The organism is Terriglobus sp. YAF25, from assembly GCF_052113305.1.
In the GTDB taxonomy this organism is placed as follows: Bacteria; Acidobacteriota; Terriglobia; order Terriglobales; family Acidobacteriaceae; genus Terriglobus.
The window spans coordinates 1-25,225 of the sequence record NZ_JBFRCY010000016.1 but is presented as its reverse complement, the minus strand read 5'-3'; the positions used below and the strand labels follow the sequence as shown (position 1 = coordinate 25,225).

25 protein-coding genes are annotated in these 25,225 nt (G+C 58.3%); 10 read left to right on the top strand and 15 right to left on the bottom strand.

The annotated features are described in order from the left end of the window. On the top strand, positions 1–569 hold a 569-nt coding region (locus tag AB4043_RS01235; protein WP_442306355.1), incomplete at its 5' end, for a GTPase. A 213-nt stretch (positions 570–782) separates the two neighbouring features. Here the strand turns inward: AB4043_RS01235 and AB4043_RS01230 are convergent. Together AB4043_RS01230 and AB4043_RS01225 are read right to left on the bottom strand one after the other, a co-directional pair. Then, on the bottom strand, positions 783–1,274 hold the full coding sequence (locus tag AB4043_RS01230; RefSeq protein WP_442302499.1) for a Spy/CpxP family protein refolding chaperone: 492 nt from the start codon (positions 1,272–1,274) through the stop codon (positions 783–785). Positions 1,275–1,334: 60 nt separating this feature from the next. Further along, on the bottom strand, positions 1,335–1,757 hold the full coding sequence (locus AB4043_RS01225; protein ID WP_442302498.1) for a hypothetical protein: 423 nt from the start codon (positions 1,755–1,757) through the stop codon (positions 1,335–1,337). 178 nt (positions 1,758–1,935) lie between these two features. Here AB4043_RS01225 and AB4043_RS01220 point away from each other — a divergent pair, with 178 nt between their 5' ends. The 3 genes from AB4043_RS01220 (at position 1,936) to AB4043_RS01210 (ending at position 5,346) form a co-directional block, all read left to right on the top strand. Beyond that, complete coding sequence (locus AB4043_RS01220) at positions 1,936–2,631, top strand: response regulator (RefSeq protein ID WP_442302497.1); 696 nt, start codon at positions 1,936–1,938, stop codon at positions 2,629–2,631. 2 nt (positions 2,632–2,633) lie between these two features. Continuing rightward, entirely contained in the window at positions 2,634–4,010 is a 1,377-nt protein-coding gene (locus AB4043_RS01215) for an ATP-binding protein (RefSeq protein ID WP_442306354.1), read from the top strand. 283 nt (positions 4,011–4,293) lie between these two features. Continuing rightward, a complete protein-coding gene (locus AB4043_RS01210; protein WP_442302495.1) occupies positions 4,294–5,346 on the top strand; it encodes a rod shape-determining protein in 1,053 nt (350 codons plus the stop codon). Between the two features lie 312 nt (positions 5,347–5,658). Here AB4043_RS01210 and ruvA read toward each other — a convergent pair whose 3' ends face one another. From ruvA to AB4043_RS01195, 3 genes are read right to left on the bottom strand one after another with little or no spacing between them, the layout of a single operon-like run. Beyond that, positions 5,659–6,255, bottom strand: a complete 597-nt coding sequence (ruvA, locus tag AB4043_RS01205) for a Holliday junction branch migration protein RuvA (protein WP_442302494.1) — start codon at positions 6,253–6,255, stop codon at positions 5,659–5,661. A 29-nt stretch (positions 6,256–6,284) separates the two neighbouring features. Beyond that, a complete protein-coding gene (locus tag AB4043_RS01200; protein WP_442302493.1) occupies positions 6,285–6,557 on the bottom strand; it encodes a hypothetical protein in 273 nt (90 codons plus the stop codon). Positions 6,558–6,583: 26 nt separating this feature from the next. Beyond that, positions 6,584–7,345, bottom strand: a complete 762-nt coding sequence (locus AB4043_RS01195) for a hypothetical protein (protein ID WP_442302492.1) — start codon at positions 7,343–7,345, stop codon at positions 6,584–6,586. Between the two features lie 22 nt (positions 7,346–7,367). Between AB4043_RS01195 and AB4043_RS01190 the strand changes: the two genes are divergently transcribed. Continuing rightward, positions 7,368–7,670, top strand: coding sequence for a hypothetical protein (locus tag AB4043_RS01190; RefSeq protein ID WP_442302491.1), 303 nt, complete (start codon positions 7,368–7,370; stop codon positions 7,668–7,670). Between the two features lie 234 nt (positions 7,671–7,904). Further along, positions 7,905–9,671, top strand: coding sequence for a M20/M25/M40 family metallo-hydrolase (locus AB4043_RS01185; protein WP_442302490.1), 1,767 nt, complete (start codon positions 7,905–7,907; stop codon positions 9,669–9,671). A 114-nt stretch (positions 9,672–9,785) separates the two neighbouring features. On the opposite strand, the gene AB4043_RS01180 is transcribed toward AB4043_RS01185, so the two are convergent. Continuing rightward, on the bottom strand, positions 9,786–10,061 hold the full coding sequence (locus tag AB4043_RS01180) for a hypothetical protein (RefSeq protein ID WP_442302489.1): 276 nt from the start codon (positions 10,059–10,061) through the stop codon (positions 9,786–9,788). A 672-nt stretch (positions 10,062–10,733) separates the two neighbouring features. Here AB4043_RS01180 and thrS point away from each other — a divergent pair. Next, the gene (gene thrS, locus AB4043_RS01175; protein WP_442302488.1) at positions 10,734–12,764 is read left to right on the top strand and encodes a threonine--tRNA ligase; all 2,031 of its coding nucleotides are present in this window, start codon (positions 10,734–10,736) and stop codon (positions 12,762–12,764) included. Between the two features lie 187 nt (positions 12,765–12,951). Here thrS and AB4043_RS01170 read toward each other — a convergent pair whose 3' ends face one another. The 6 genes from AB4043_RS01170 to rpmH all read right to left on the bottom strand — a co-directional run bounded on the left by AB4043_RS01170 (position 12,952) and on the right by rpmH (position 17,575). Further along, a complete protein-coding gene (locus AB4043_RS01170; RefSeq protein WP_442302487.1) occupies positions 12,952–13,998 on the bottom strand; it encodes a metallophosphoesterase in 1,047 nt (348 codons plus the stop codon). Positions 13,999–14,056: 58 nt separating this feature from the next. Continuing rightward, positions 14,057–14,671, bottom strand: a complete 615-nt coding sequence (locus AB4043_RS01165) for a Jag family protein (protein ID WP_442302486.1) — start codon at positions 14,669–14,671, stop codon at positions 14,057–14,059. A gap of 25 nt (positions 14,672–14,696) precedes the next feature. Continuing rightward, positions 14,697–16,433 (bottom strand): membrane protein insertase YidC, encoded by a 1,737-nt coding sequence (gene yidC / locus AB4043_RS01160; protein WP_442302485.1) that lies wholly within the window; start codon positions 16,431–16,433, stop codon positions 14,697–14,699. Between the two features lie 160 nt (positions 16,434–16,593). Continuing rightward, entirely contained in the window at positions 16,594–16,833 is a 240-nt protein-coding gene (gene yidD, locus AB4043_RS01155; protein ID WP_442302484.1) for a membrane protein insertion efficiency factor YidD, read from the bottom strand. Then, positions 16,830–17,186, bottom strand: coding sequence for a ribonuclease P protein component (rnpA, locus tag AB4043_RS01150; protein ID WP_442302483.1), 357 nt, complete (start codon positions 17,184–17,186; stop codon positions 16,830–16,832). The genes yidD and rnpA overlap by 4 nt, the downstream gene beginning before the upstream one ends. A 233-nt stretch (positions 17,187–17,419) precedes the next feature. Then, the gene (gene rpmH, locus AB4043_RS01145; RefSeq protein ID WP_442302481.1) at positions 17,420–17,575 is read right to left on the bottom strand and encodes a 50S ribosomal protein L34; all 156 of its coding nucleotides are present in this window, start codon (positions 17,573–17,575) and stop codon (positions 17,420–17,422) included. A gap of 436 nt (positions 17,576–18,011) precedes the next feature. On the opposite strand from rpmH, the gene dnaA reads away from it, so the two are divergent. Further along, complete coding sequence (gene dnaA, locus AB4043_RS01140) at positions 18,012–19,427, top strand: chromosomal replication initiator protein DnaA (protein WP_442302480.1); 1,416 nt, start codon at positions 18,012–18,014, stop codon at positions 19,425–19,427. Positions 19,428–19,624: 197 nt separating this feature from the next. On the opposite strand, the gene AB4043_RS01135 is transcribed toward dnaA, so the two are convergent. The 3 genes from AB4043_RS01135 to AB4043_RS01125 form a co-directional block, all read right to left on the bottom strand. Continuing rightward, on the bottom strand, positions 19,625–20,665 hold the full coding sequence (locus tag AB4043_RS01135) for a hypothetical protein (protein WP_442302479.1): 1,041 nt from the start codon (positions 20,663–20,665) through the stop codon (positions 19,625–19,627). 518 nt (positions 20,666–21,183) lie between these two features. After that, on the bottom strand, positions 21,184–21,618 hold the full coding sequence (locus AB4043_RS01130) for a hypothetical protein (protein ID WP_442302478.1): 435 nt from the start codon (positions 21,616–21,618) through the stop codon (positions 21,184–21,186). Between the two features lie 12 nt (positions 21,619–21,630). Continuing rightward, complete coding sequence (locus AB4043_RS01125; RefSeq protein ID WP_442302477.1) at positions 21,631–22,014, bottom strand: hypothetical protein; 384 nt, start codon at positions 22,012–22,014, stop codon at positions 21,631–21,633. A gap of 217 nt (positions 22,015–22,231) precedes the next feature. Here AB4043_RS01125 and mutM point away from each other — a divergent pair, with 217 nt between their 5' ends. After that, positions 22,232–23,026, top strand: a complete 795-nt coding sequence (gene mutM / locus AB4043_RS01120) for a bifunctional DNA-formamidopyrimidine glycosylase/DNA-(apurinic or apyrimidinic site) lyase (RefSeq protein WP_442302476.1) — start codon at positions 22,232–22,234, stop codon at positions 23,024–23,026. 720 nt (positions 23,027–23,746) lie between these two features. Further along, positions 23,747–24,775 (top strand): response regulator, encoded by a 1,029-nt coding sequence (locus AB4043_RS01115; protein WP_442302475.1) that lies wholly within the window; start codon positions 23,747–23,749, stop codon positions 24,773–24,775. Positions 24,776–25,225 lie beyond the last annotated feature (450 nt).

Below are 25,225 nucleotides of genomic sequence, written 5' to 3'. Positions count from 1 at the left end.
TGGTGACAGAGCGTGTCTCGCTAGGCGGTATTCCGGTGGAACTGGTGGATACGGCAGGCATTCGCGAGAGCAGCGACGAGGCCGAGAGCATTGGCATTCGCAAGACCCGCGAGGCAATGGCCGATGCCGACCTGGTGCTGCTGGTGCTGGACGCGACGCAGACGCTCACAGACGAAGAACGTGCCTGGATGGAAGAGCTGCAGCAGCGCGAGGCTATCGTGGTGTGGAACAAAATCGATATTGCTGCGACAGCAGGCGAGGGAATTGAAGTCTCAGCCCTGACCGGCGAGGGCATTGGAGACCTGCGCGATCTGTTGCTGGCGAAGCTGAAGACCGGCGCCGTAACCAGTGAGACCGCGATGCTGACCAACCTGCGACAGCAGCACGCGGTGCAACAGGCAATTGATGGCCTGGATGCTGCAGTCACCGCTGCCGGCGCAGGAATTCCGCATGAGATGGTGCTGCTGGATATCTACGGCGCGTTGCGCGGGCTGGATGAGTTGACCGGCGCGACGACAGCGGATGATGTGCTGAATCTGATCTTCTCGAGTTTTTGTATCGGGAAGTGAGGGGAGCGCCTGCGGCGCTCGTTGAAAGTTAAAAGTTGAAAGTTGAAGACGCACGGTATGGTCTATCGAATACTGTGCCTCACCGCACTTTTCAAAAAGCAGATCCATTCCTGTTCCAATCCAGCAAAGCTGGTCGGGGACCCCATTCCTGCCCCATCCAGCAAAGCTGGTCGGGGGCTCCATTGCGGGATGACAAACAAAAAAGAGCCCACGCTATTGATGTGGCAGATCGTCACTACTGCCGATCCTATCCGCAAGACGGTCCAGATGCGCGCTCCAGCGCTTCTCAAGTTCTTCCGCTTTGATGCGCTGTTCCGGGGTGAGGATCTCGGAGTAGAGTTTCGATTTGAAGTGCCGCTTCTCCAGCAGGAGCTTGGTTATCGTTGCGCCCTGACGGGAAGCGATTGTCTGGATCTCGACATCATCCGCGCTCCGCGCTGTTGCCGCATCCAGCGCTTTGCTCTCTGAAGCCAACTCCTTGATCAGTGCCGCCACCGTTGGGCGCTCGGATTGCCAGAGAGTCTGGACCTGCGTTCTCTGCGTGTCCGTCAAATGCAACTCATGGCTCACGTAACCGAGGGGCCCATGAAAGCCCCACTCTCTTCCGCCCCACCCGTGATGTCTCCAACTGTCGGCACGGGCGATACCGAAGACCGCCAGCAAGACCAGGAACACCAGGCTCGACCAAACAATAATTCTCTTCATACGAAACTCCTCTTTTGATTTCAATTTCACGTGCCGTCATGACGGCTCCTATGCCGTAACTCAACGCATCGCGATCGATGTTCTAGTACTGGCAGAGCAGCTTTTCGCATCGGAATGCATGAGGTCACGAAGCTTACTGGACATGTCGCTTCCCGGAATGTGCACTTCAGTTAGAACACTGCGTCCGCCGCAGTCGAGAAAGATAAGTTGTCCATGCTGTTCTCCGGTCTGTTGCCGTCCGGGATTCATCGCCAGCAGCCTGCGCTGTCCGGTCTTCACATCCACAAATGACAACACGTACCTCTCGGAGCTTTGTTCGATGACATAGACCCCGGCTTCCATGTTTTGACCGCCGGCGGTAAACGCGAACGGAATGCGGACTGTAACGCCGGGATCATACTGTGCTTCCATGGTGGCTGTTGCAACACTGCCGATCAACAGCACCAGCAGCGATTGACACGCGATAGATGCGAGACGCTTCATCGTTTTCCTCGATTCAGCGGCGAGAGTGTAACGTCCTTTACTTGCCGCAATTCGATTTCAGCAACAGGTCGAGGCCGGTGCGATAAAGGTTGGTTAAGCAAAGTAAAGTTGTGTAAAGACAGACTGGGGCTGCGATGTTATGGTCTAGCATCAAGCTGGAGGCAGCTGGCGTTGGAGAATGGATCGAGTTCTCATCGTCGATGATGACGTTCAATTGTGCAGCCTTCTGGCCGAACGTTTAGGCACTGAAGGCTTCACGATCGAAACTGTTCATGACGGACCGCGCGGCCTGGAGCGGGCTCTTGCGAAGGAACATGCACTCGTCGTTCTTGACGTCATGCTGCCCGGCATGGGTGGTCTTGATGTACTGCGCCGGCTGCGAAAGTTATCGACCGTTCCGGTACTGCTGCTCACAGCGCGCGGCGAGGACTCCGATCGGATACAGGGACTGGAGATCGGTGCCGACGACTACGTCCCCAAACCTTTCAACCCACGGGAACTTATCGCCCGTATTCGCGCGATCCTGCGCCGAACCGCGAGAACCCTAACACCATCTGGTCCATTGGTTGTGGGAGATATCCGTCTGGATCCCGCAATCCGTGAAGCATGGCTGGATGACGTGCCTCTCAATCTGACCAGTGTAGAGTTCACGTTGCTTGAGGTACTCGTTCGCGGCGCAGGCCAGATCCTCTCGCGGGAACAGCTCACCGAAGCGGTGCTCGGCAGAAAACTCGGACCATTCGACCGGGTCATCGATGTGCATGTCAGTAACCTTCGTAAAAAGCTCGGCGCGGCGCAGAACAACCAGCGGATCAAGGCTGTCAGAGGTAGCGGCTACCTCTTTGTATCGCGCGGAGAGGCAAAAGAAGGTTGACCATGCCTAGCCTTTTTCTCAAGATCTTTCTTTGTTTCTGRCTCACTGTCATTGCCACCGCCATCGCGGTGGTCATCACGTTCATTGTTGAGCCACGCGGTGTTCCTTCGCAATGGCATGCCACCCTAACAGATACCGCTCAGTACTCCGGAATGATTGCCGCAGAGATGCATGAGCAGGGCGGCGTACCTTCTGCGGCGGCATACATTGACCGCATTGCACAGGAGACACATTTAAAGGCATGCCTCTCTGACGCAAAAGGCAATGCAATTGCGGGAAATGATTGCGAGTCCTTCCATCAGATGACGACGCACGTTGCCGCCTCGAGGGCGTCCGATTTCAATATGAAGTACGGCATCACTCGGGTTGCCCTGCCAGTAAAAGGACATAGCGGCCGTGATTACATCTTCGCAACCGAACTTCCAGCCGGTCCCCGGGCAGCCTTTGGTATTCATCGGGGAGCGGCAGTATTGCAATGGGGAGTCGCTCTCTTTGTCTCGGGTCTTATCTGCTATCTCCTCACCCGATACCTGACTACTCCGATTCTCCGATTACGCGAGGCATCCCAACAGCTCGCGGGCGGCAATCTGAGTATTCGCGCCACTTCCACGATAGGCCGCAGAAAAGATGAGCTTGGAGACCTGGTACGCGACTTCAACTCGATGGCGACTCGAATCGAAGAGCTGATCTCACGGCAGCGTCAGCTTATCTCGGATGTGTCACATGAGCTGCGCTCACCACTGGCGCGACTGAATGTCGCACTTGACCTTGGCCGCGAAAGAAAAGGCAGCGACCCTGCCTTCGATCACATGGAAGAAGATCTGGGTCTCCTCGACGAAATGATTGGCCGGCTGCTGACAATTGCGAAGCTGGATATGTCGGCCCAGCAGGTTCCGATGACCGAGGTCGATGTCACCTCACTTGTCTCGCAGGTGGTACGCAATGCAGAGTTCGAAGCACGCGAACCATCCGGCGGTGTCCGAATCGTCGCCGAGCAGGAATGTTTCCTGCATGGCAACACGGAGCTGTTGCAGAGTGCAGTCGAAAACGTCGTCCGTAACGCAATCCGCTACTCCGAGCCCGGCACGTCCGTCGAGGTATCCCTCACATGCGATGGATCGTTGATGCGCCTGACTGTCCGTGACCATGGACCGGGGGTTCCGGAAGCCGAATTGCTGCGTATCTTCGAGCCGTTCTATCGAGTAAAAGACGCCCGTGATCGTCAATCAGGCGGCGCCGGACTCGGTCTGGCGATCGCCGAACGGGTGGTCCGGATTCACGGCGGAACGATACGCGCCGAGAATGTCTCACCGCACGGCCTGCAGATTGAGATCATCATGCCGCAACGCCGCGAAGGAATGACGGCGATACCCAGTTAGAGCAACGGTCGCTGGAGTTCTCAAATTGGATGACTTCGATACCCGATGAACCAGCGGAATGCTTCGTTACTTATGGCACTGAGACAGTAATATGGCCTTCCAGATTCCGTAATGGGAAATCGGGCGCGGTGAGTTTGATTTGTATTGCAAATGATCTGGAACTGCATCACAATCCTCCACCTACGAGCTAGGGGGAATATGGAGTCAAAGATCCAGTCGCTGAAACTCAAACAAGCCAAGCGCCAAGCGAAAGACGACTTGGGGTCAGCTTCTTGAGAATCCCGTGCGGAACCTGAGGCAGTTCTTTAGCCTTTTCTCAAGCGACCTGGCCATCGATCTGGGAACCTCCAACACACTCGTTTATGTTCGTGGCGAGGGCATCGTGGTGAACGAGCCGTCCATCGTAGCCATTGATAAGAACAGCGGTGAGGTGGAAGCGGTGGGAAGAGAGGCCAAGGAAATGCTGGGCCGTACACCGGACCACATCATTGCAATTCGGCCGTTGAAAGAGGGGGTCATTGCCGATTTCAAAGTGACCGAGAAGATGTTGAATTACTTTATCCGGGAAGCGCACAATCGCCGGATGTCGATACATACACGCATTGTGATTGGTGTGCCCGCGGAGATCACGCAGGTGGAACGACGCGCGGTCATGGACGCAGCTTACCGTGCGAAGACCAGCGAGGTCTATCTGGTGGAGCAGGCCATGGTGGCGGCGATTGGTGCGGGGCTACCTGTCAGTGAACCCACAGGAAGCATGATTGTCGATATTGGGGGAGGCACCACGGATATTGCAGTGATCTCTCTGAGTGGCATAGTCTACGCCCGTTCCTGGCGTATGGCGGGAAACCAAATGGACGAAGCCATCATGACTTACGTGAAGCGCAAGTATAACTTGCTGATTGGCGAACTCACCGCCGAGCGGATCAAGATTGAAATAGGGAGTGCGTTCCCACTCGAGAAGTCGCTGACGATGGAAATCAAGGGCCGTCACCTGATCGAAGGGGTACCCCAGACCATCCTTCTGAATGACAGTGAAGTCCGCGAGGCATTGAGTGAATGGGTATCGATGCTCATGGACGCCATTCGTGTGGGGCTAGAGCGCATACCGCCCGAGATCTCAGCTGACATCAGCGACCGAGGTATCGTCCTCACCGGCGGTGGCGCGCTTTTGAAGGGCCTGGATAGGCGCATCCGCGAAGAAACGGGACTTCCTGTCTCGATTGCCGATGAACCGCTGTGCTGCGTCGTGCTGGGGACTGGCAAGATTCTCGACGATTTCAAGCTGCTACGGAAGTTATCCGTTGGGTCCGTGACAGCCGGAGTCGAGTACTAGATTGGTGAGTCTAGAGCATTTTCCCTGTTGCTGGGTATCCCGGAAGGGGTGTGTAGCGGCGTTTTCATTACGGAAAACGCCCATAGATACGGAAGTCCTACTCTACACCTACAGGGAAAATGCTCTAAGGTTCGCGACATAAATCATGAGCAGCTTTGCCATCCGAAGCGTTGAAACAGCAGGTCCTACGGTATGGGTTTATTGGATGCCGTGCCTCATCGGGCTTTTGAAAAGCAGTCCCTCCGGATGACAAACAAAAAGACGGTTCGAGCTTTCGCTCGAATACCCAGGGTGGTCGTTCACAAGACTTAGCTAGCGGATGGCGGCGAGGGTGGCGCGGAAGAGTTGTTCGAAGTCGTCGGCGATGTTGGGTTCTTTCTTCAGCGCGGCTTCCATCGCCTTTTCCGCTGCCGGTTTCTGGTAGCCGAGGTTGGTGAGGGCGGAGAGGACGTCTTCCGTTGCTGCGCCTGCGGGCCTGGCGGAGACCTGCGATGTGGGCAGAGCGAACTCTTCCAGCTTGTCCTTGAGCTCCAGCACGACGCGTTCGGCGGTTTTTTTGCCGATGCCGGGAACCCTGGTCAGTGTGGCGTGATCCTGCGCGCGAATGGCGGCGACAAGACGCTGCGAGGGAAGCCCGGAGAGAACGGTGACGGCCAGCTTGGGGCCAATGCCGCTGACGGTGATCAGCCTCTCGAAGAGCTTCTTCTCGTCGCGTTCGACAAAGCCGAAGAGAGCGATGGCGTCCTCGCGCACATGGGTATGAATGTGCAACTTCACCTCGCGGCCTTCTTCGGGAAGGTGAGTGAAGGTCTCGATCGAGATGGTGACGTCGTAGCCCACACCTGCGGCCTCGACGATGGCCTGGTTGGGATGTTTGGCGAGAAGCGTTCCGCGAAGGTGAGCAATCATCCTGGTTCCTGGTTGCTAGTTCCTGGTTGCTAGTTGCTGGTTGTTCTACCTGATGGCAAAAACTGTCCGATCACGAGACCGAGAACGGCGTAGAGGACGATATTGGCCAGGAGCAGCAGGGGCCAGAGACTTGTCGCATAACGCAGCCAGTGAACAGGTGGGCAGATGATGGTGGTCACGAGGGTCCAGAAGCTGCCGAGAGGAACGCCGTAGCGGATGCTGTTCCCTGCGGTCCAGAGACTGAAGGCGCCCGCGAAGAGCCCGAGGAAGGCGAAGACCGCAATGATGATCTTCGTGCGCATGTGTCGAAGGCGTCTCCTGGGGCGCCCTAGCGGCGACGGTACTTGATGGCGAACTCGTAGCCAGGGTTGGGCGGGAAGAGCTCGGCTATGAGCTTCAAGCGCTCGGCGAGTGCCGTGGGAGCCAGCAGCGGATACTCACGCTCGCGGAGCTCGGCGTAGTCGAAGTCGATAGCAAGCGAAAGCAGATAAATCGCGATGGAGTCGGCGAAGGCCAGCGCCGCGAAGTCACTCCGGGCCTTTTCGTCGTTATTGGTCCGGGCCTGCTTGCGGCTGTCGAAGGCGTCCTGGCTGGTCTCGCCACGGACATCGGCCTGGGCCTGCTTCCAGACAAGCTCTGAGAAGCTTTCGGGCACACCTGCCTGGTCGACGAAGGCGTGGCCGACATTGATGAAGAACTCGAAGGCCAGGGCGAAGCGGTCGTGCATCAGACGCGCCGAGATGAAGACACCCTCGGAGGTGCCAAAATCAACGTTTCGATGGCAACTGGCGCGGTCACCGAGCTCGGTGGTGAAGTCGGAGGAGATAAGAATGTCTTCGGGGGTATTGGCGCGGGTGGCGACATCGCCCCGCATCTCGGCGATGGCCAAAGGGACAAAGTAGTAGGCTTTGCGCTTCAGCGCGTCAGCCATGGCGGAGGGAACGGTATTGATGATCTGTTCCAGATCGGCGCCGGCAACCTTGGCTTCTCCGTAGACCGCGTAACAGACGCCGTTGCTTCCCTGGCGCACGGAGGTCTCCCGTGCCACCTGCGAGGCTGTAATCAGTTGCGACTGCACACGTTCCGACATCACGGTTTATTCTAAAGGAGCAATGATGACGCAGACACAGCAAATCCCAGGGAGTTCTCACGGCCGGATCTTCGGCGTTCCGTTCGGCGATCTGGGCTGGTTTGCCAGCCTGTTGATGACATTGGCCTCCGGCTTTCTGGTCTTCTTCGCGGCGACCTTCGTGGGCATCTTCAGCCTGCTGTTCTACGGCGCTTTTACACACAAAGCGGTGAACTACACCGTCGCCTATATGAAGATCGGCATTCCCGCGGGTGCGGTGGCGCTGGTAGTGGCCGGCGGCTTCCTGGGTACGCTTTGGGTGAAGCGGATCACTCGGAAAAGCTAGTTAAAAGTTCCAAGTTGAAAGTTGAAGAGGTACGGTACGGGCGGGGAATCACCTTGCCTGCCTTGGACTGTCTCCTACGTCGCTTCGCGAACACGTTCGCTGATGCGCCCGGATTCGGGTTGCCACCAGGACAAACGTCTTGTTGAAACACTTTTCGGCAGTGGTCCGTCCTGTTAGCATCCGTACACAACACCACATCCCATACATCTGGCGTTTCTTTCTGGAGGTCGAGTAATGCATTTTGTACGTTCTGTTGTGCGCTGGGGCGTGCCCGTGGCCGCTCTCAGCGTCTTTGCGCTGCCGTCTGTCGCGGCAGACAAGAAGCCTGTGGCCGCACCTGCCGCCGCTACCGCGAAAGCGTGGGAGGCTGAGCAGCCCACCGTTGAGAAGATCGATCTCGATGCCTACATGCGTATTCGCGAGGAGGGTATGCAGCACGGGCGTGTGATGCAGTTCGCCTCGGCTCTGGTGGACGGCATCGGTCCCCGCCTGACCGGTTCGCCCAACATGGCCAAGGCCAACGAGTGGACCAAGGAGACCCTTACCAAAATCGGCCTGGAAAACGCGCACCTGGAGGACTGGGGCGAGTTCGGCATGGGCTGGCAGCAGATCAATAGCTGGGCGCGAATGATCTCTCCCGATCCCGAGCCGCTCTGGATCCAGGCTGCTCCCTGGTCGCCGGCAACCAAAGGCCCGGTGAGCTGTGACGCCGTCCTGGTCGATATTCAGGAAACAAAGGACATCGAGAAGTACAAGGGCAAGCTGGCGGGCAAGATCGTGCTCTTCGGCGCTCCGCGTGCCGTGCCTGACGTAGATCAGCCGCTCTTCCGCCGTTACACCGATGCTGAACTGAAGGAGATGGAGAGCTACCCGGCTCCCCGTGCCGGCGGTCCGGCGTTCAACCCCGCAGCCTTACTGGAGCGTGCGCGCGTGCGCGCCGAGGCGGTGAAGATGATGACGGACGAGGGTGTCGTTGCGATTATTACGCCCAGCCGTGACGGAAACCTGGGTGGCGGCACCGGCATCATCTTTGACGACAACGGAGCCAACCTCGTGCGTGGAGCACAGACGGCAGCCAACGCCGTGAAGATTCCCAATGGCGTAATGACCATTGAGAACTATGGCCGTTTGGCGCGTCTGCTGGCGGCGAATGTGCCCGTCGAGCTCGAGGTGAATATCGAGGCAAAGTTCACCGGCGATCACGAGCACGGCTTCAATACCGTCGCCGAGATTCCTGGCACCGATGCGAAGCTGAAGGATCAGGTCGTCATGGTGGGCGGACACCTGGATAGCTGGGTGAGCGCTACCGGAGCGACGGATAACGCCGCCGGGTCGGTCGTCGCCATGGAGGCTGTCCGCATCCTGAAGGCGATCGGCTACAAGCCGAAGCGCACTATCCGGATCGCTCTGTGGACGGGTGAGGAGCAGGGCCTGTGCGGCTCACGCGGCTACGTTCGCACGCACTTCGGCGGAGCGGATGCTCCAGCACCGGCTTGCGGCGCTGGTGGCCCTCCATCGCGTACGGAGCAGCAGCCTGCGATCAAGACCACCAAGGAGTGGGAGACGCTGGACGGCTACTTCAACGTCGATAACGGCACGGGCAAACTGCGCGGCGTCTACACGCAGGAGAATTACGCCATCGGCAGCGTCTTCGCGCAGTGGATCGCTCCGCTGAAGGACCTGGGCATCTCCACCATCAGCTACCGCAACACGGGCGGAACGGACCACCTGTCGTTCGATGGCGTGGGCCTGCCGGGCTTCCAGTTCATCCAGGACCCGATGGACTACGACACCCGTACGCACCACTCCAACATGGACACCTATGAGCGCCTGCACCAGGCTGACCTGGAACAGGCCGCGATCATCGAGGCGATCTTCCTCTACAACACCAGCGAACGCGAAGCGATGCTTCCGCGTAAGGGATTCCCGCATCCGGAGATGAATAAGCAAAAGGATGCGCCGATTCCGGGGCTCTTCCCGAACGCGGTTGAGAAGAAGTAGATCCTGCGAAAACAAGAAGACCCACGTCCATAGGGCGTGGGTCTTGTTTTTTAAGAGAAAACGGGCGGAGGCACAAAGCCTCCGCCCGCCACTTCCTGGGAGAAGCGGTGACAGCTACGCAGCCTGGAAGGTGGTTGCCGGGGCGTTGCCCAGCAGGGCAGCACCGGAGTACTTCGGCGAGCCATTCCATTCCGGCAGGTTGAAACATGCACTATGGGCATCCGTCCCGCGATCCGTGGTGTGCTGCGCCCTCAGGGCGGCGAGAATCTCCTCGCGGGCGGCCTCCCGCTCAGTCGAATTTGTGCGCTCCCAGAAGACCTGGAAGTTCTGTCCACACACGCTGCACTGAATATCGCTTGCCATCGTGGATGCTTTGCAAAGTACCTGCATTGGTCCGCTCCTTAAAAAAATCCTTGAACGACGATTCGTTCCTTCGATCTGGTCTGATTGACAACGTTGAATGTACGCCGTGAGATGGCCTTGCTCCATGCCACTTGCGCGATCGGCGATACATCGTTTGGGGGAGTTTTGAGCTGCGGGTGGTCATATCCGCGCTTCTATAACTATATAAAACGCCAACTCCCGCTCTTTTGTTGCCTCCAAACGGTTAATTAATTGTCTGAAATTCTTATCGCATTACTGCTCCCGCTGGAAGCGGTTTTCTGCAGTGCTGCAAGTGCCATTGGTAACGGGAATGCCCCAAATGGTGCTGCAAACGTCGGCTTTCGTACACAAAAGCCGCAACGCATCACCCGGTCCTAGAGCATCGCGCGTACCTCCCGGGAGGGTAAGGCCTAACTGCAGAGCGCTCGTCGGCGTGTTTCTCTCATCTTTCGCGCCGGTATTCCGGCTCTAGTGCAAAAGACGAAGTCTTCGCAAGATGGTATCAAATCCGTCCAGGCAGCCGGAACTCGGCCGGTCTATTCCTGGCGGGTRTGTCCTGCGAAGTGACCTGACAATACACCCGAGGCCCGCGTGGCTGCAACTGTAATTTTTGGGGTCAGGCGCGTTCCGGCGTCCCAATCTCGACGCTATGGGAGCCGAACCAATATCCTGTTAAATGTGAGTCCTGAGAATATCCGCATCCAGCTTCCTGATGGTTCCGTGCGCGAGGTGCCCAAAGGCACCACGCCGCTTGATGTCGCCAACGACATCTCTCCGCGCCTTGCCGCCGCCGTGGTCGTGGCAAAGATTCGTCCGTTGACTACGGCCACTACGGAGACCACGGCCACCGAGACAGGCAGCGAAGATGCCATGTACGCCGCACACGAGGGCGGCGAGCGGCTGGTGGATCTCTCCGCGCCACTGAATGAGGATGTCGCCCTGTGGCTGTTGAAGGAAGATGCCCCGGAGGCGTTGAAGGTCGTCCGTCACTCGGCTGCGCACGTCATGGCGACGGCGGTGCTGGAGCTGTTTCCGGAGACCAAACTGGGCCATGGCCCGGCCACCGATGCCGGCTTCTTCTACGACTTCTATCGCGAAAAGCCGTTCACTCCGGATGACCTGGAGAAGATCGAGCAGCGCATGGCCGAAGTGGTGGCGCGCGATGAGAAGTTCGTGCGCGAGTACGAGCCGCGCGAGCAGGCACTCAGCGAGTTCAAGGCGAACGGCGACTTCATGAAGCAGCACTTCGTGGAGAAGTTCACCAAAGACGGTGAGCAGGTTTCGCTGTACAAGAACGGGAGCTTCGTCGACTTCTGCCGTGGACCGCACGTACCCTCGACCGGCCGCGTGAAGGCGTTCAAGGTGATGAACCTGGCCGGAGCGTACTGGCTGGGCGATGAGAACAATCCGCAGTTGCAGCGCGTCTACGGCACGGCCTTCTACAACAAGAAGGATCTGGAGGCGCACTTCAAGCACCTGGAGGAGATCAAGGCGCGCGATCACCGTGTGCTGGGTAAGCAGCTCGACCTGTACTCCATTCAGGAGGTCGCTGGATCGGGCCTGATCTTCTGGCATCCGAAGGGCGGCATCATCCGCAAGACGATGGAAGACTGGATGCGCGAGGAGTGCCTTCGCCGCGGCTACAACCTGGTCTTTACGCCACACATCATGAAGCGCGAGCTCTGGAAGATCTCGGGCCACGACGGCGTGTACTCGAAGGACATGTTCCCGCCGATGGAGCTGGATGACGCGGAGTATCGGGTGAAGCCGATGAACTGCCCCGGCCACATCCTGATCTACAAGTCCACGCCCAAGAGCTATCGTGATCTGCCGGCCCGTTATGCGGAGCTGGGCAATGTATACCGCTTCGAACGCAGTGGCACCATGCACGGTCTGTTGCGCGTGCGCGGCTTTACGCAGGACGATGCACATATCTTCTGCACGCCGGACCAGGTCAAGGGCGAGATTGAGGCGTGTCTTGATTTTGCGGAGTCGGTGCTGAAGACCTTTGGCTTCTCGGAGTATCGCGTGGAGCTGTCGACCCGCGACCCCAACAAGCCGGGTGAGTTCTTCGGAACCGCGGATGACTGGGCGCACGCCGAAGGAGCTCTGCAGGAAGTGCTGGTCGGTCGTGGATTGAGCTTCCAGACCTTCCCGGGAGAGGCCGCCTTCTATGGACCGAAGATCGATGTGAAGCTCGTCGACGTCCTGGGCCGTCTGTGGCAGCTTTCGACGGTACAGTTTGACTTCAACCTGCCGCGCCGCTTTGAGCTGGAGTACGTCGGTGAGGATGGCGAGCGTCATCAGCCGGTGATGGTGCACCGCGCTCTGTTTGGAAGCGTGGAGCGTTTCTTTGGCGTACTGATCGAGCACTATGCCGGCGCGTTCCCACTGTGGCTGTCGCCGGTGCAGATTGGCCTGGTACCAATCAGCGAAAAGCATCATGCGTATGCCGAACAGGTAAAGCAGCAGCTTGAAGCTGCTGGACTGCGGGTGGAGCTCGATGTGCGCAACGAGAAGATGAATGCGAAGATCCGCGACTTCACGCTGCAGAAGGTGCCGTTTGTCCTGGTGATGGGTGACAAGGAAGCATCCAGTGAAGCGGTTAGCGTGCGTACACGCGGTGTGGGCGATCAGGGCAGTGTGTCGCTGGCCGAGTTCATGACGCGTGCGCAGGGGCTGCTGGAGTCAAAGTCGCCGACGCTGTGATGCAGATGGAGCATTTTCCTGTTGCTGGGTATCCCGGGAGGAGCGTGCAACGGCGTTTTCATTGCGGAAAACGCCCATAGATGCACAAGCCATACCTACAGGAAAAAAGCTCTAGTCGAACAGGTTCGAGAGCACGGCTTCGCGATTGTCGAAGACGTGCTCTTGCCTTTTCAGGTGGAAGCGTTGGTCAGAGAATCGTGACCTTGTAATCGGTAGTCTTCGTAAATGCATGGACGACATTCCCGTTCAGATCGACGTGGCGCAGCGTCATCAAAGCAGGTGTAACGGTGACATGGGTGAAGCCGTTGACCTGCACGGCGTATGGACCGCGTACTGACTCATCGATCACGATGCGATACAACGGAGCGCCGCCACCGCCGGAGACAACGAAGGATGTGGGGTGCCCGGCAAACTCCAGGTGCTCCAGGTCATGATCGTGTCCGCACAGATAGACATGCGCGCCGGAGGAGCGGAGTAGGGGATCCCAGTCCTGCACCAGCATCGGAGTATCGCCGTGCATGCCGTTGGAATAGATCGGGTGATGTCCTAAAGCCACCAGAAAGGGTGTGGTGAGCGGCTTCGCCAACTCTTCTTTGAGCCAGGCCAACTGGTCCAGACGTTGCTGTGCCGTCATGCAGTAGAACGTCCCTTCGCGGGTGACCCCATTGTCGAACGGCATGTTGCTGTCCAAGGCAAGGAAGGTCACGAGCGGCTTGGCCGCCGGGAAGGGAACGCGATACCACTGCGACGGCATGGTCCAGCGAGTGCCTGCCTTTTGGGCGTATTCCAACTGTGCCGAAAACTTGGAAATGGGCAGGTACTCATAGTCATGATTTCCCGGTATGGCATACGCGGGACAGTTGAAGACACCAGCGGGATACATCTGTTCGAACTGGGTCTGCCAGCGCTTGTCGTTTGCGCCGTCRTCCATCGGTGTATAAAAGTTGTCACCGATCATCAGCATGGCGCCTGTGGCGATGTTCTGCCGTGTGACGTAGCTCTGCATAGCAGCGGCGACCAGGGCCTGATTCGCATCACCGGTTCCCCAGTCGCCGATGACAAGGAAGTCCGCAGACTCGGGAGCGTTGCCTGGGGAGCCATTGCCTGCGTGCGGACCGGAGCCGCATCCGAGCAGGGGACTACCAACCGCCGCAAGGGCACTGAATGCAAATGTCTGCTTGAGAAAACGCCGTCTGCTTACGACGGGTAGGTCGGGATGGTCCCGCACAGCCATAGAAACCTACCAGAAAAGTAGGGCCAGAGGAGGTATGTTCCCGGGATATGGGGCGTGTTTAGGAGCGGCGGCCATAGCCGCCACGTCCGCCACCACTGCGTCCACCACTACCGCCACGTCCGCCTCGGCCGCGGCCGTAGCCGCCACGATCATCGCGGCGTGGAGCCCGGACAGTGCCCTGATAGTCAGCCGGATAGAGCACGACGAAGCGGTCGCGGCCTTCGCCGCTGGACTCCGTACGCAGATCCGTGTGTTCGCTCAGAGCCATATGCAGCATGCGGCGTTCGCGGCTGCTCATGGGAGGGAAGCTGTAGGGGCGGTTGCTCTCTCGAACGCTGTCGGCCGCGTCCTCGGCGCTCTCGCGCAACTCACGTGCCCGCTCTGCCTTGAAGCCATTGGCATCGAAGGAGATGCGGTCGTGCTCTTCGGGCTCAAGACGCAGGATCTTCGCTGCGACGTGTTCGAGAGCGCGTAGTCCTTCGCCATTGCGTTCCGTCAACTGTGTCGCGTCAGGACCGGCAAGCTCGACATAAATGTCGCGCCGTTCGAGGCCGTCCGGGTCAGAGGCTCCTGCGCCGGCGGTGATGCGGTACTTCAGACGCATGCCACCGGTGGTGGTCAGCGTCTGCACAAACGCAGCTACCTTCTTTGCAGCCTGGGAAAGATCTTCCATGGTTCTGTTTCCTCGAGCGGCCGCTCTAGCGACGGCCCTGAATGGTTGCCGGCTGGCGACGGCGCGCACGCTTGGCGGCCAGCTCTTTCATCTCGCGGCCAAGACCGGTGCGGTTCATCACCTGCTGCTGAATGATTCCGATGAGGTTACCGATTGACCAGTAGAGGGCCAGGCCGGAGGCATAGTTCCAGGTAATGTAGCCGGAGAACGCCGGCATCATAAAGGCCATCATCTTCTGCTGCGCGGGATCCATGCCCGGTGAGGGCGTATAGAACTGCATCAGGAACTGCGAGACGATCATGATGATGGGCAGAATATGATACGGATCGGCCGCGGTGAGGTCGTGCAGCCAATACCAGTGCGCTCCGCGCAGCTCGACGACCTTGGGAAGCATGCCCAGGAAGGCAAAGAGCAAGGGGAGCTGAATCAGTGTGGGCAGGCAGCCGCCGAAGACATTCACGCCCTCGCGCTTCTGCAGGTCCATGATCTCCGCATTCATCTCCCCACGCTTAGGATCGGTGACCTTGTACTTGGCGTACCTGGCCTTGATGGCGTCCATCTGCGGCTGGATGCGCTGCATCTTCAGCGCCGACTGCATGGTCTTGTAGCGCAGCGGCAGAAGAATCAGGTTGATGATCACGGTGAGAACAATGATCGACCAGCCCCAGTTGGGAACGTACTTATGCACGGCCTGCAGGGCGAGGAAGAGATACTTGCCGATAACGCCGAAGAAGCCGAAGTCGAGCAGCGGCTCAAGCGTTGTTTTGCCGTCGGCAGCCTTGATGTTCTTCAGTACACTGACGGCCTTCGGTCCGGCGAAGAGGCGCACGGATGAGGCGCCATTGACGTCGCCTGCCGCTACGCCAAGAGCCGGGATCGATATCAGGTTCTTCCCGTCGCCGTCCTTGGAGACATCGATCGGGTGGCTCAGCGTAACGACGGTGGCGGTCGCGGGATTCTCGGGAAGGAAGATCGCTGCGAAATATGGATCGCTGATTCCAGCCCAGTCGAACGGACCGTTCAGCGTATTGCCTCCACTGACCTTCTTCGCGGCCAAGTGGGTCTCGCTGCCGTTCTGTGAGGTATCCACCTGGTCATAGGTGTGGTGTGATGTGTTTTCCTGATCGCCAAGGGCGCCCGGCCAGGTAAGCAGCGCGCGCGCCGGAGCTCCGTTCTGCTTCACTTCAATGCGTGAACCGAGGACGTAGCTGTTGTCAAAGGTGAAGGTCTTCTTCGCCTCCAGACCGCCGGCGGCGTAGGTAAAGGTCAGCGTCGCCGGAGCAGTAAGGTTGCCGGTAGCAGAAGCAACGTAGAGGCCGCTGTTCAGCTTCGCCATGGCACTGGTGTCATAAGAGTAGAGCGAGAGCGGATAACCGTACTTCGCGGCTACGGTCTTGTGGACCAGATCCAGAGGCGCTCCATGGGAGTCCTTGTAATCCTTGAGAATCCAGTGAGTGACCTGGGCTCCGCGATTGGTGAAGGTGATGCGGTAGACGGCGTTCTCGATCGTCGTCGTCTGCTCACCTTCAGCGGCAACCGATGCGGCGGTGGGGTTCGCTACGGCCGTAGCAGTCGCCTGCTGCAAGGCCTCCTGGTGCTGCTGGGCCTGTTGCTGCTGCGCGGGGGTGGCCGGCGTAGGCTGCTTCTTTGGGCCGAAGTAGCGAAGGCCAAAGAACACACCGAGAAAGACCACCATCATCACCAGCATTGTGGTGGAACTGCCAGCGTTTGACTGCTGATTGGGATTCTTGATTTCTGCCAAGGAGACTTCGACTCTCTTCCTGAGTAGATCCTGCGAGCGGGCGCGTGATTTTAGGCGCAAAATCGCTCATTTCCATTGTATTGGGGAAGGGAATTGTTTGCTTGCAAACGGTGCCTGAATACACACTACGAAACGCACCATTCATAGGGCAGTAACTGCTTTATCTCGGATGCTTTGTCTCGGGGACCGGGTCCAGACCGCCTTTGCTGAAGGGATTGCAGCGGAGAATTCGCCACAGGGCGAGGGCAGTGCCCTTGAAGAGACCGTGGCGATAAAGGGCGACCTCAGCGTATTCGGAGCAGGTGGGCTGGTATTTGCAGTTGCCGAGGCCGAAACTGTGCAGCAGAGGAGAGAGCGTCCAGCGGTAGACAGTGAACAGACCGCGGAGCAGCCAGCTCATGACCGTGCCCTGGAGGCTGCGCGTTGAACGGCGCGGAAGACATCGGCGACATCGGCCTTCAGCTTCTCGAACTCGACCTCGAGTACAGTGCGCCGCGGATGCAGAATCACGTCAACCGGCGAGGTGAGCAGGGCGGCATTGGCTCGTATCGCGGCACGGAGCCGGCGTTTGATACGGTTGCGATCGTGCGCCTTGCCCATCACTTTGCCGACGGTGAGGCCGACACGCGGACCTGTGCCCTCGTCTTCGCGGGGAGCGAAGAAGTAAGCCATCTGCCGCGAGTGCTGCTTGCGGCTGCGGCCGTACACGCTCTGAAAGTCGGCATGTTTGCGAAGGCGGAGGTCGGCGTACATAGGGCGTTCGGTTCCTCAGAGAGGACGGAGCTGTTCTTCGTCCACGCAGGACGAGAAACATCTCGTCCTCACGTTCATGCGCGTGCCAGGGAAACTCCCCCTGGACCTTCGCTACCTTGACGTATTGATCATTAACCCGGCCTACGACACGCGGCGACCAAAGTTCGGCCAGCTTCGCGCATGCCTGCTCCAGCGAGATGGGGCCGGGCTGCATGGGAAGAACGAGGGTAAAACTAGTCGCGGAAACCGGCGCTGACGGCGATCTTATGACGGCCCTTGGCGCGGCGGCGGCTCAGAACGGCGCGTCCGGCCTTGGTGGCCATGCGGCTCAGGAAGCCATGAACCTTCGAGCGGCGGCGGCGGTTGGGTTGAAAGGTACGCTTGGGCATGGGATAGCCTCTCCTACATCAAATCCTTGAAGTTGCAACAGCTTTTTATTCTACCCTGATTTCCACTTTCGGCCAAGCAAAGTTCTGCCTTCGGACTCAGATTCGTTCACACTTTTTGAGCACTCGACGGAAGTTTCACAATGCATGGTGCAACTCAAAATTAATTGGTGAATGCCGCTTGAATTGGTCCCTGTTCAGCGTGCTACTATCGGCTCTGTTCGATAGAGACACGACAGTTCATCGGCTGTCATTTTCACCACGCAGGACCCTCAAGGAAACAACCTCTCGCGCCGCGCAGCGCAGAGCTTCCAGCAAACGCTCTCCCCCCTCACCCGCATGAGATTTCCTCAAGCAGGCAAGGGTGACCGTTTGCTGTTTCTCGCTTCTTCCTGGGATCGCGTTGTGCCAGACAGCCGTTCGGACCGATAGGAAAGACATGTCCTTTGCACCGACTGCTACCGTTGTTTTGAATCACTGGGTCCGTATTCTTGAAGCGTTGCAGAAGAAAGTGAACCGGCAGTCGTATGACACCTGGTTCAAGCCCACGCGCTTCTCGCATATCAACGGCAAGACCTTGTACGTCCGGATCCCCTCGACCGAGTTTCAGCATGTGGGGGATCGTTACGAAAATCTGATCATGGAGGCAATCGACAACCTCGGCCTCGAGGTTGAGAAGGTGCTCTTCGTGACACCGCAGGAAGACCCCTCGCTGCCCAAGGTGCGTGAGGACGGCGGATTTGCGCCCCAGCCCGACCGCTCGCTGACCAACGCCCGCAACAACAACGCGCGGCAGAATGCCAATCTTCCGGAGCAGTCTCGTTTCGACTGGAACACTGCAGCGCAACTGAACCCGCGTTACGTCTTCGATGGCTTCGTCATCGGCAGCGGCAACCAGTTTGCACATGCGGCCGCGCTTGCGGTCGCCGAGCGCCCTTCCAAGGCATATAACCCCCTCTTCATCTACGGCGGCGTCGGTATGGGCAAAACCCACCTGATGCAGGCCATCGGCCACGAGGTGAAGCGCCGCAATCCGCACGCGGCCATCAGCTATGTCTCGGGTGAAAAGTTCACCAACGAGATGATCAACTCGGTCCGCTACGACAAGATGACCAGCTTCCGCGACAAGTACCGCAACGTGGATGTGCTGCTGATCGACGATATCCAGTTCCTGGCCGGCAAGGAGCGTACGCAGGAGGAGTTCTTCCATACCTTCAATGCGTTGCATGAGTCGATGAAGCAGATCGTCATCGCGTCGGACCGTCCGCCCAAAGAGCTGGCTGATTTTGAAGATCGTCTGCGTTCGCGTTTTGAGTGGGGATTGATTGCCGACATTCAACCGCCCGATCTCGAGACCAAGGTCGCCATCCTGCAGAAGAAGGCCGAGAGCGAGCACACGCCGCTGCCGACCGACGTGGCGCTGTTTATTGCATCGAATGTGCGCACCAACGTACGTGAGCTCGAAGGCGCGCTCGTACGCCTGATCGCATGGTGCTCCCTGCATGGCGTGGAGATCACGCTGCCGACAGCACAGCAGTGCCTGAAGCAGTTCATCGATACCCAGGTACGTAAGATCACCATCGAAGCGATTCAGCGCGCGGTTGCCGAGCAGTTCGGTATGCGCGTGGCAGAGCTGAAGCAGAAGAACAACTCCCGCCAGATTGTGGTTCCGCGCCAAATTGCCATGTACCTGGCCAAGCAGATGACTGAGGCTTCGCTGCCTGAGATCGGCCGCCAGTTCGGCGGGAAACATCACACGACGGTGATGCATTCGATTGCGAAGATCGATGAGCAGCGCAGGGCGGATAAGGATCTGAACCGTACGATCAACAAGCTGATGGAGACGCTGAACTGAGCGGGTTCCATATGAGAGAAAGGCCACCTTGATGGTGGCCTTTTATTTTTGTCGAGAAGCAGATTTCTCCGCTGCCCTTCATCCCAACCAGAGTAGTGGGCCGGGAACCCGATCGCTACGAAATGACAAAAAAACGGTTCGTGCTGCGCTCGAATACCCACGTCCCAAAATCGGGACATGGGGCACCCGTGTATGGGTCACGGAACGTCATCAATCGGAGAGGTGCCTGTAGTGTCGGTGATGATCCTCACATTCGCCTTGTAGAGGCGGTAGTTCGAGTAGCGGTGGATCTCTCCGCCGTTGCGGGCGTTCATGGTCCACAGGAGCTCCACGCGGCGGGGAAGCCACAGCTTCTCGTCCAGGCCAGACAGATGCACCTCCGCGTACTCGACCGTAGACGTAAGACGAGTGGTATTGATCTGCGGCAGAGGCGTTAGAAGGTCGGTGCGAATGCGGAGAATCCGCGATGTATCTTCGTCGACCCAGACAAGACCCTGTTGCAGCATCGGCACGTCTCCGTCCATACTGCGGATCACACCTGGAACCTTCACCCGCTCCGGTACCTGCGTAAACGCTACGACGGAGGTCTGCCGGCCGTGGATCTTCTGTGTGCCGAGATACCGGAATCGCTGCTCTTCGATAACACCGGGAACAAACAGCATCCAAAGACCGCTGAAACCGGTGGCCTGCGGCGGCATGATGGGATCTTTGGAGGTACCAAGCTCCTTGCGCGATTCTTCGAAGATCTGGAGGTCGCCGGACGGCCTTCTCCGGATGACGAACTCATAGCGCCGCTCGGCTTTTAGCACCATCTCAGGTGAAGCTACGGAGACCACAGGCCCTCGCCCGCGGCCGCCGCCGCCGCCCTGAACCTGGATATGTTCTTCCTCAAGAGCGATATCTTCACGGGCGGCCAGATTGGGGATGCGCGGCATCTGCGCAGAGACCGTCTCGCTGATGTGTTGCAGCAGAGAGTCGAGTCCCGTCTGGTCCTCGTCGATCTTCAAACCATCAAGATCGTCTATCTGGTGCTGCAACCTCTTAATTGGCAAATCGAGATAGGGGCTTACCTGTCCATAGATCGCGATCGTCTGCCGGTGTATCTGGTCCCTCGCCTGATCGCTGATGTGCTGGACTGTGTCGCCGGCTTGCTCCGCGGGGTCGCTCATCTGCTGCGCAAAGGCAGCAGGCGACACGGCAAACAGGCCAACGGCCAGAACTCGGAAAGGGAATCGCATGGGATTAACAGGAGACGTCCCGCTTGTCAATTAAGCTTCAGTTTCCTCATTAAGGAAAAACCTGTGGAAACCGAGGATAATACGCTTTTTCCTACACCCTTGTGGAACACAGGCTATTAACGAATCCCAGCAATAACGCGGGTCTGACCGCGATTTCCGTTAAACGCATCTGGTCTTTCGCACTGTGGATCGCCTGGGGGTGTGGAGAACGGGGATTTAATGGTCGTCACCATGGCGCTAAATGCCACTAAGGGGTTAAACGTCCGCAACTTTCGTCTTACGCGGACACGTTTTCTAAATCTGGACACGGGCCGAAGTAACTGGAACTAAGCGACTTCGGCCCGATATCCACTTTTCCGCGACAAACGGTTAAGACTACGGAATAACTCTTATCTTTCAACTACAGTTCTTAAAGGCATCCTTACCAGACAATGCAGTGGAAGCCTGGGAGTCCCCAAAAGACCGTGGGAGAGAAGCACATCTCGCCGGTTTCCCGGAGGATCGATGGTCGCGTTTGTTCAACGGCTGGCGACTGGGGAGTTCCTGGTTCCGACCCTCATCACAGCGCGATCGACGACAACGTAGAGCAGCTGGTCAGGATCCTTTCTGGCTTCCTTCTTGATCCAGTCGCCCGCTTTCTGACCTGCGGTTTCGTTCTCAGGCAGAGTGAGTCCGCGCTTCTGTGCGCTCAACTCCGCGAGTTGTTTGACCATGTCGAAGAAGCGCTCCTCGTTGCGTCCGCTCTGCACCCAGGCCTCGTGCACACTCAAGGGGAGGAGCTGTTCGTTGGTCAATCCGGTGGTGTATTCACCGGGATGGCTCATATTCGGGTTTTGAGAGGTTACGGACGGTTTTGGCTCCTGACCATTCATCCGTTGCGTTCCGCTGACTCCCTGGCCCATTGCAGCCGCAGGAATCGCCATCAAGACTGCTGCCAACACCATCGTCTTCATCGTGTGTCTCCTTTACCGGTAGCCGTTGCGGTAATCGCGATAGTCGCGGGAACGGTCGTTGCGGCGTTTGTCCTGGGCGGCTTTGCCTGCCAGGGCACCGACACCTGCACCGGCGGCGCCGCCAATGAGCGCACCTTTCATGCCACCGCCGAAGACAGCGCCGAGCGCAGCGCCGCCGGCGCCGCCGATCAGGGCGCCCTTTCCGGGCCCGATGCCGTGATCTTTGCGCTGCTCATAGTAGCGGCGGTCATAGCGGTCGTCGTAGCCGTTGTTGGAGTAGCTGCGGCGTGCTCCGTCGTAGAAGCGGCCGTGGCGGCCGTACTGCTGGGAGAAGGCCGGTGCGGCCACAGGGGCCAGCATCGCCGAGCAAAGTACCAGGGTTGCGAGTCTGCGCATCGCTTTATCTCCTTTTGAACCGCGAGAGCGCCGCAGATCCGGCCTTCTCCGGTTCAGTGAGCGTGAGATGCCACGTCAGAGGGAAATGCTGTCTAAAGCGTTTTCCCTGTTACTGGCTGTCCCGGAAGGAGGTGCAGCGGCGTTTTCATTGCGGAAAACGCCCATAGAACGCGGAAGCCCTACATAACGCCCGCAGGGAAAATGCTCTAATCAGGACGTGCCTGAGCTTCCTGAAGTCGAAACTGTCGCTAATGGGCTACATGAGCGTGTCTCTGGAGACACGGTGCTCAGCGTGTGGCTGGGAGAGAAGCCGGAGCCACTGAAGTCGCCGGCGGAAGAGATTGCGGAGACTCTGAAGGGAAAGAAGATCGAGCAGGTTCACCGGATCGGTAAGACCGTTGTCTTCGAACTTACGGGAGGAGCCCAGTTCCTGGTGCACCTGGGAATGACCGGCCGGCTGCTGGTGAATGACAGCGATGTTCCGTTACCGCCGCATACGCATGGCGTGCTGCACCTGAAATCGGGCCGTGAGGTTCGCTTTATCGATCCGCGGCGATTTGGCCGCATGAGCGTAACACGCGGCTACACCGGGCCAGGGAAAGAGCCGTTGAAAATCGGCCTGGACGAGTTTGTGGAGCTCTTCAAGGGCCGCAAGACGCCGATCAAAAGTGCGTTGTTGAACCAGAAGCTGCTGCATGGCGTGGGGAATATTTATGCCGATGAAAGCCTGCACCGCGCCGGGATTCGGCCAACCCGTCAGGCAGGGCGGCTGACGCGGGTGGAGCTGGAGCGTCTGCATAAGGCGGTGAAGGCGGTGCTGCAGCATGCCATCAAGCTTGGCGGATCGTCCGTTTCGGACTACGTGGACGCAGACGGGATGCGGGGATTCTTTCAGCTGGAGCACCGGGTGTATCTTCGTACCGGCGAACCCTGCCGGACGTGCAAGACGCCGATCAAGCGTCTGCTGGTGGCGGGGCGAGGAACGCACTATTGCCCGACGTGTCAGAGATAGCTCAATCCGAGTCCAGTTCTATGGAAAACCGTAGAACCAGCGTCTATGAGATTCCAAAGAAAATAGAACGGGTTCCTAGGGATCTATCTAAGTTGTTGAATTTATAAGGAATACAGGTTTGGCATGGGCCGTGCTTATAGGAAGGGTGGTTCGCAGATGCGCGAGACGCACGCACCGAACGAGCCGGAGAGATATCACAGCCCAAAGAGGCATTGTGAACCCCGGATCGGTTCTGGTTCCTGGTTAGGGACCACTTTATGGGAGGCCAGTGATGGCCATTACGAAAGGCTACCGGGGCGGTAGCCTTTCGTCGTTAAGGGGAGTGACTTGCCAAGCACCTTCCCCTCGGGTAGTATGGTGTTGCCTATCGGAAGGCTGAGAAGGCTGAGGCCGTGATCGACTCCCTCACTCCTAGGGGAGCGATTTGAACGGCCCGCCAGGTTTCCAAATTCTTGCAGGCGGATAGACAAAGGTTTCACCAAGACACTGGTGTGCCAACGGTTGTGGGGAAGCGCCTGCATGAACTGCCGGCGAACGCAGCCAGAGATAAGACGAGACGAAGTTCCTTTCGAGTAGAACTTGAGACTGTTTTCTCCGAGAAAGATATTCCGGTTATAGAAGCCAAGGTTGCGCGGGACGCGACTGCAATGCGGCTGCGTCTGAGGGCAGCCGAAGAGCTTTTCAAACCGAAGAAATGTAAGTGAACCAGGAAGTGGAAGCATGAATTCAGAGCAGAACCTGCCCGAGGCAACAGCGCCTCAGGGCCCTCCACCTGTAAGTTCCGAAAACGGACAAGCCACTGCCCCGGGTCAGGGCACATCGCGCAGCAGCCGCCGCCGCCGCCGCCGCCGTAAAAACAAGCCCACCGATGCCGTGGCGTCCCCTGAGGGTCAGATCGTGATCCAGAGTGGGGAAGACAGCGACTTTGTGCCCCAGCCGAAGCCGCAGCAGGCCGGTACCCAGCCACAGCAGGGCCAGCAGAACAGTCCCAGCGCCAAACGCTGGAAGAAGAAGCAACGTCGCCGCGAACGCCAGCGTACGGACGGTGGTAGCTACAGCCCCGGTAACCAGATCGAGCCCGGAAACAGCGTCAACGGTGGTGGGTTCGCCCGCCGCAAGCAGAAGACGAAGGGGCCGCGCAGCTTTGTGGGACCGATGGACCACAGCTATCGCGAGGCGAACGGCAACTACGCTGAGACTTCGCCCTCGACAATGGAGCTTAACGGCAACGTCCGTGGCGGACACGGCAAGCAGCGCCGTAACTATGACTTCGAAGGCGGCAATGTCGACCGTCTGCCGCCTGAGCTGCGTGCGCCGATCAGCAACGCGGTGGTCCGCGAGGATGCTCCCACACATATCTACTTCTTCGTCGAAGATCTGTTCCTGACGGCGAAGATCAACGAAGCCGCGCGCAAGCTGGGCGTGAAGGTCAGCTTCATCAAGAACGATCCGGAGCATTTGGCGCAGTTGTTCTCCGGCGAGGAGCGCACCAAGCCATCCCTGATCGTCTTCGACCTGAACAACCCGGGTGTGAAGCCGCTGACCCTGGTGCCGAAGATCCGCACCAAGCTCAAGCGTACGGTCTCAATCCTCGGCTTCCTTTCGGTGCTGCAGGGCGACCTGAAGGCCAAAGCGACCGAGGCCGGATGCGACACGGTCATGCCGAAAGCAGCGTTCAGCCAGAATCTACCGAACCTGCTGCGCCGCTATGGCTCAGAGGACGAGGAAGAACCAAACTTCAATCAGTAAGCATTCCCTGTAGGTGTCGTGTAGGGCTTCCGCATCTATGGGCGTTTTCCGCAATGAAAACGCCACTACACGTTTCTTCCGGGATACCCGGTAACAGGGAAAATGCTCCAAAGTCCAGGTGGTGGACATACTGAAAAGGGACGGCATCGCGCCGTCCCTTTTCTTTCTCCCAAGCCACGGATGATGGTTTCTTTGTTGCCTCGAAAACAATAAAAAAGATTGGCAGTCAGGACGTATGGATGAGAGTATGTCGCAAGCCTTCCCCTGGTCTGTCTTACGTTACTACCGTGTCTGTCGCACCTCCGTTGTGGAGACGATTGCGGGAAGAGCGTCTTTCACGGCAGAGAGTGGGAGGAAGAGGCCAGGATGGACATGCGGACGCTGCTGCTGGAGCGGGTTTGCCTGCTGAGCTTCTGCACGTTACTGGTCCTGGTGAACCTGCGTCAGCAC

What these genes read in the sequence shown, in the direction of transcription:
- AB4043_RS01125 (WP_442302477.1), bottom strand. Translation starts at nt 22,014, where the DNA reads ATGCGCAGACTCGCAACCCTGGTACTTTGCTCGGCGATGCTGGCCCCT.
- AB4043_RS01115 (WP_442302475.1), top strand. Translation starts at nt 23,747, where the DNA reads ATGAATTCAGAGCAGAACCTGCCCGAGGCAACAGCGCCTCAGGGCCCT.
- AB4043_RS01230 (WP_442302499.1), bottom strand. Translation starts at nt 1,274, where the DNA reads ATGAAGAGAATTATTGTTTGGTCGAGCCTGGTGTTCCTGGTCTTGCTG.
- AB4043_RS01185 (WP_442302490.1), top strand. Translation starts at nt 7,905, where the DNA reads ATGCATTTTGTACGTTCTGTTGTGCGCTGGGGCGTGCCCGTGGCCGCT.
- AB4043_RS01225 (WP_442302498.1), bottom strand. Translation starts at nt 1,757, where the DNA reads ATGAAGCGTCTCGCATCTATCGCGTGTCAATCGCTGCTGGTGCTGTTG.
- ruvA (WP_442302494.1), bottom strand. Translation starts at nt 6,255, where the DNA reads ATGATTGCTCACCTTCGCGGAACGCTTCTCGCCAAACATCCCAACCAG.
- dnaA (WP_442302480.1), top strand. Translation starts at nt 18,012, where the DNA reads ATGTCCTTTGCACCGACTGCTACCGTTGTTTTGAATCACTGGGTCCGT.
- AB4043_RS01130 (WP_442302478.1), bottom strand. Translation starts at nt 21,618, where the DNA reads ATGAAGACGATGGTGTTGGCAGCAGTCTTGATGGCGATTCCTGCGGCT.
- AB4043_RS01195 (WP_442302492.1), bottom strand. Translation starts at nt 7,345, where the DNA reads ATGTCGGAACGTGTGCAGTCGCAACTGATTACAGCCTCGCAGGTGGCA.
- AB4043_RS01200 (WP_442302493.1), bottom strand. Translation starts at nt 6,557, where the DNA reads ATGCGCACGAAGATCATCATTGCGGTCTTCGCCTTCCTCGGGCTCTTC.
- AB4043_RS01165 (WP_442302486.1), bottom strand. Translation starts at nt 14,671, where the DNA reads ATGGAAGATCTTTCCCAGGCTGCAAAGAAGGTAGCTGCGTTTGTGCAG.
- rnpA (WP_442302483.1), bottom strand. Translation starts at nt 17,186, where the DNA reads ATGTACGCCGACCTCCGCCTTCGCAAACATGCCGACTTTCAGAGCGTG.
- AB4043_RS01135 (WP_442302479.1), bottom strand. Translation starts at nt 20,665, where the DNA reads ATGCGATTCCCTTTCCGAGTTCTGGCCGTTGGCCTGTTTGCCGTGTCG.
- AB4043_RS01190 (WP_442302491.1), top strand. Translation starts at nt 7,368, where the DNA reads ATGATGACGCAGACACAGCAAATCCCAGGGAGTTCTCACGGCCGGATC.
- rpmH (WP_442302481.1), bottom strand. Translation starts at nt 17,575, where the DNA reads ATGCCCAAGCGTACCTTTCAACCCAACCGCCGCCGCCGCTCGAAGGTT.
- yidD (WP_442302484.1), bottom strand. Translation starts at nt 16,833, where the DNA reads ATGAGCTGGCTGCTCCGCGGTCTGTTCACTGTCTACCGCTGGACGCTC.
- AB4043_RS01180 (WP_442302489.1), bottom strand. Translation starts at nt 10,061, where the DNA reads ATGCAGGTACTTTGCAAAGCATCCACGATGGCAAGCGATATTCAGTGC.
- AB4043_RS01220 (WP_442302497.1), top strand. Translation starts at nt 1,936, where the DNA reads ATGGATCGAGTTCTCATCGTCGATGATGACGTTCAATTGTGCAGCCTT.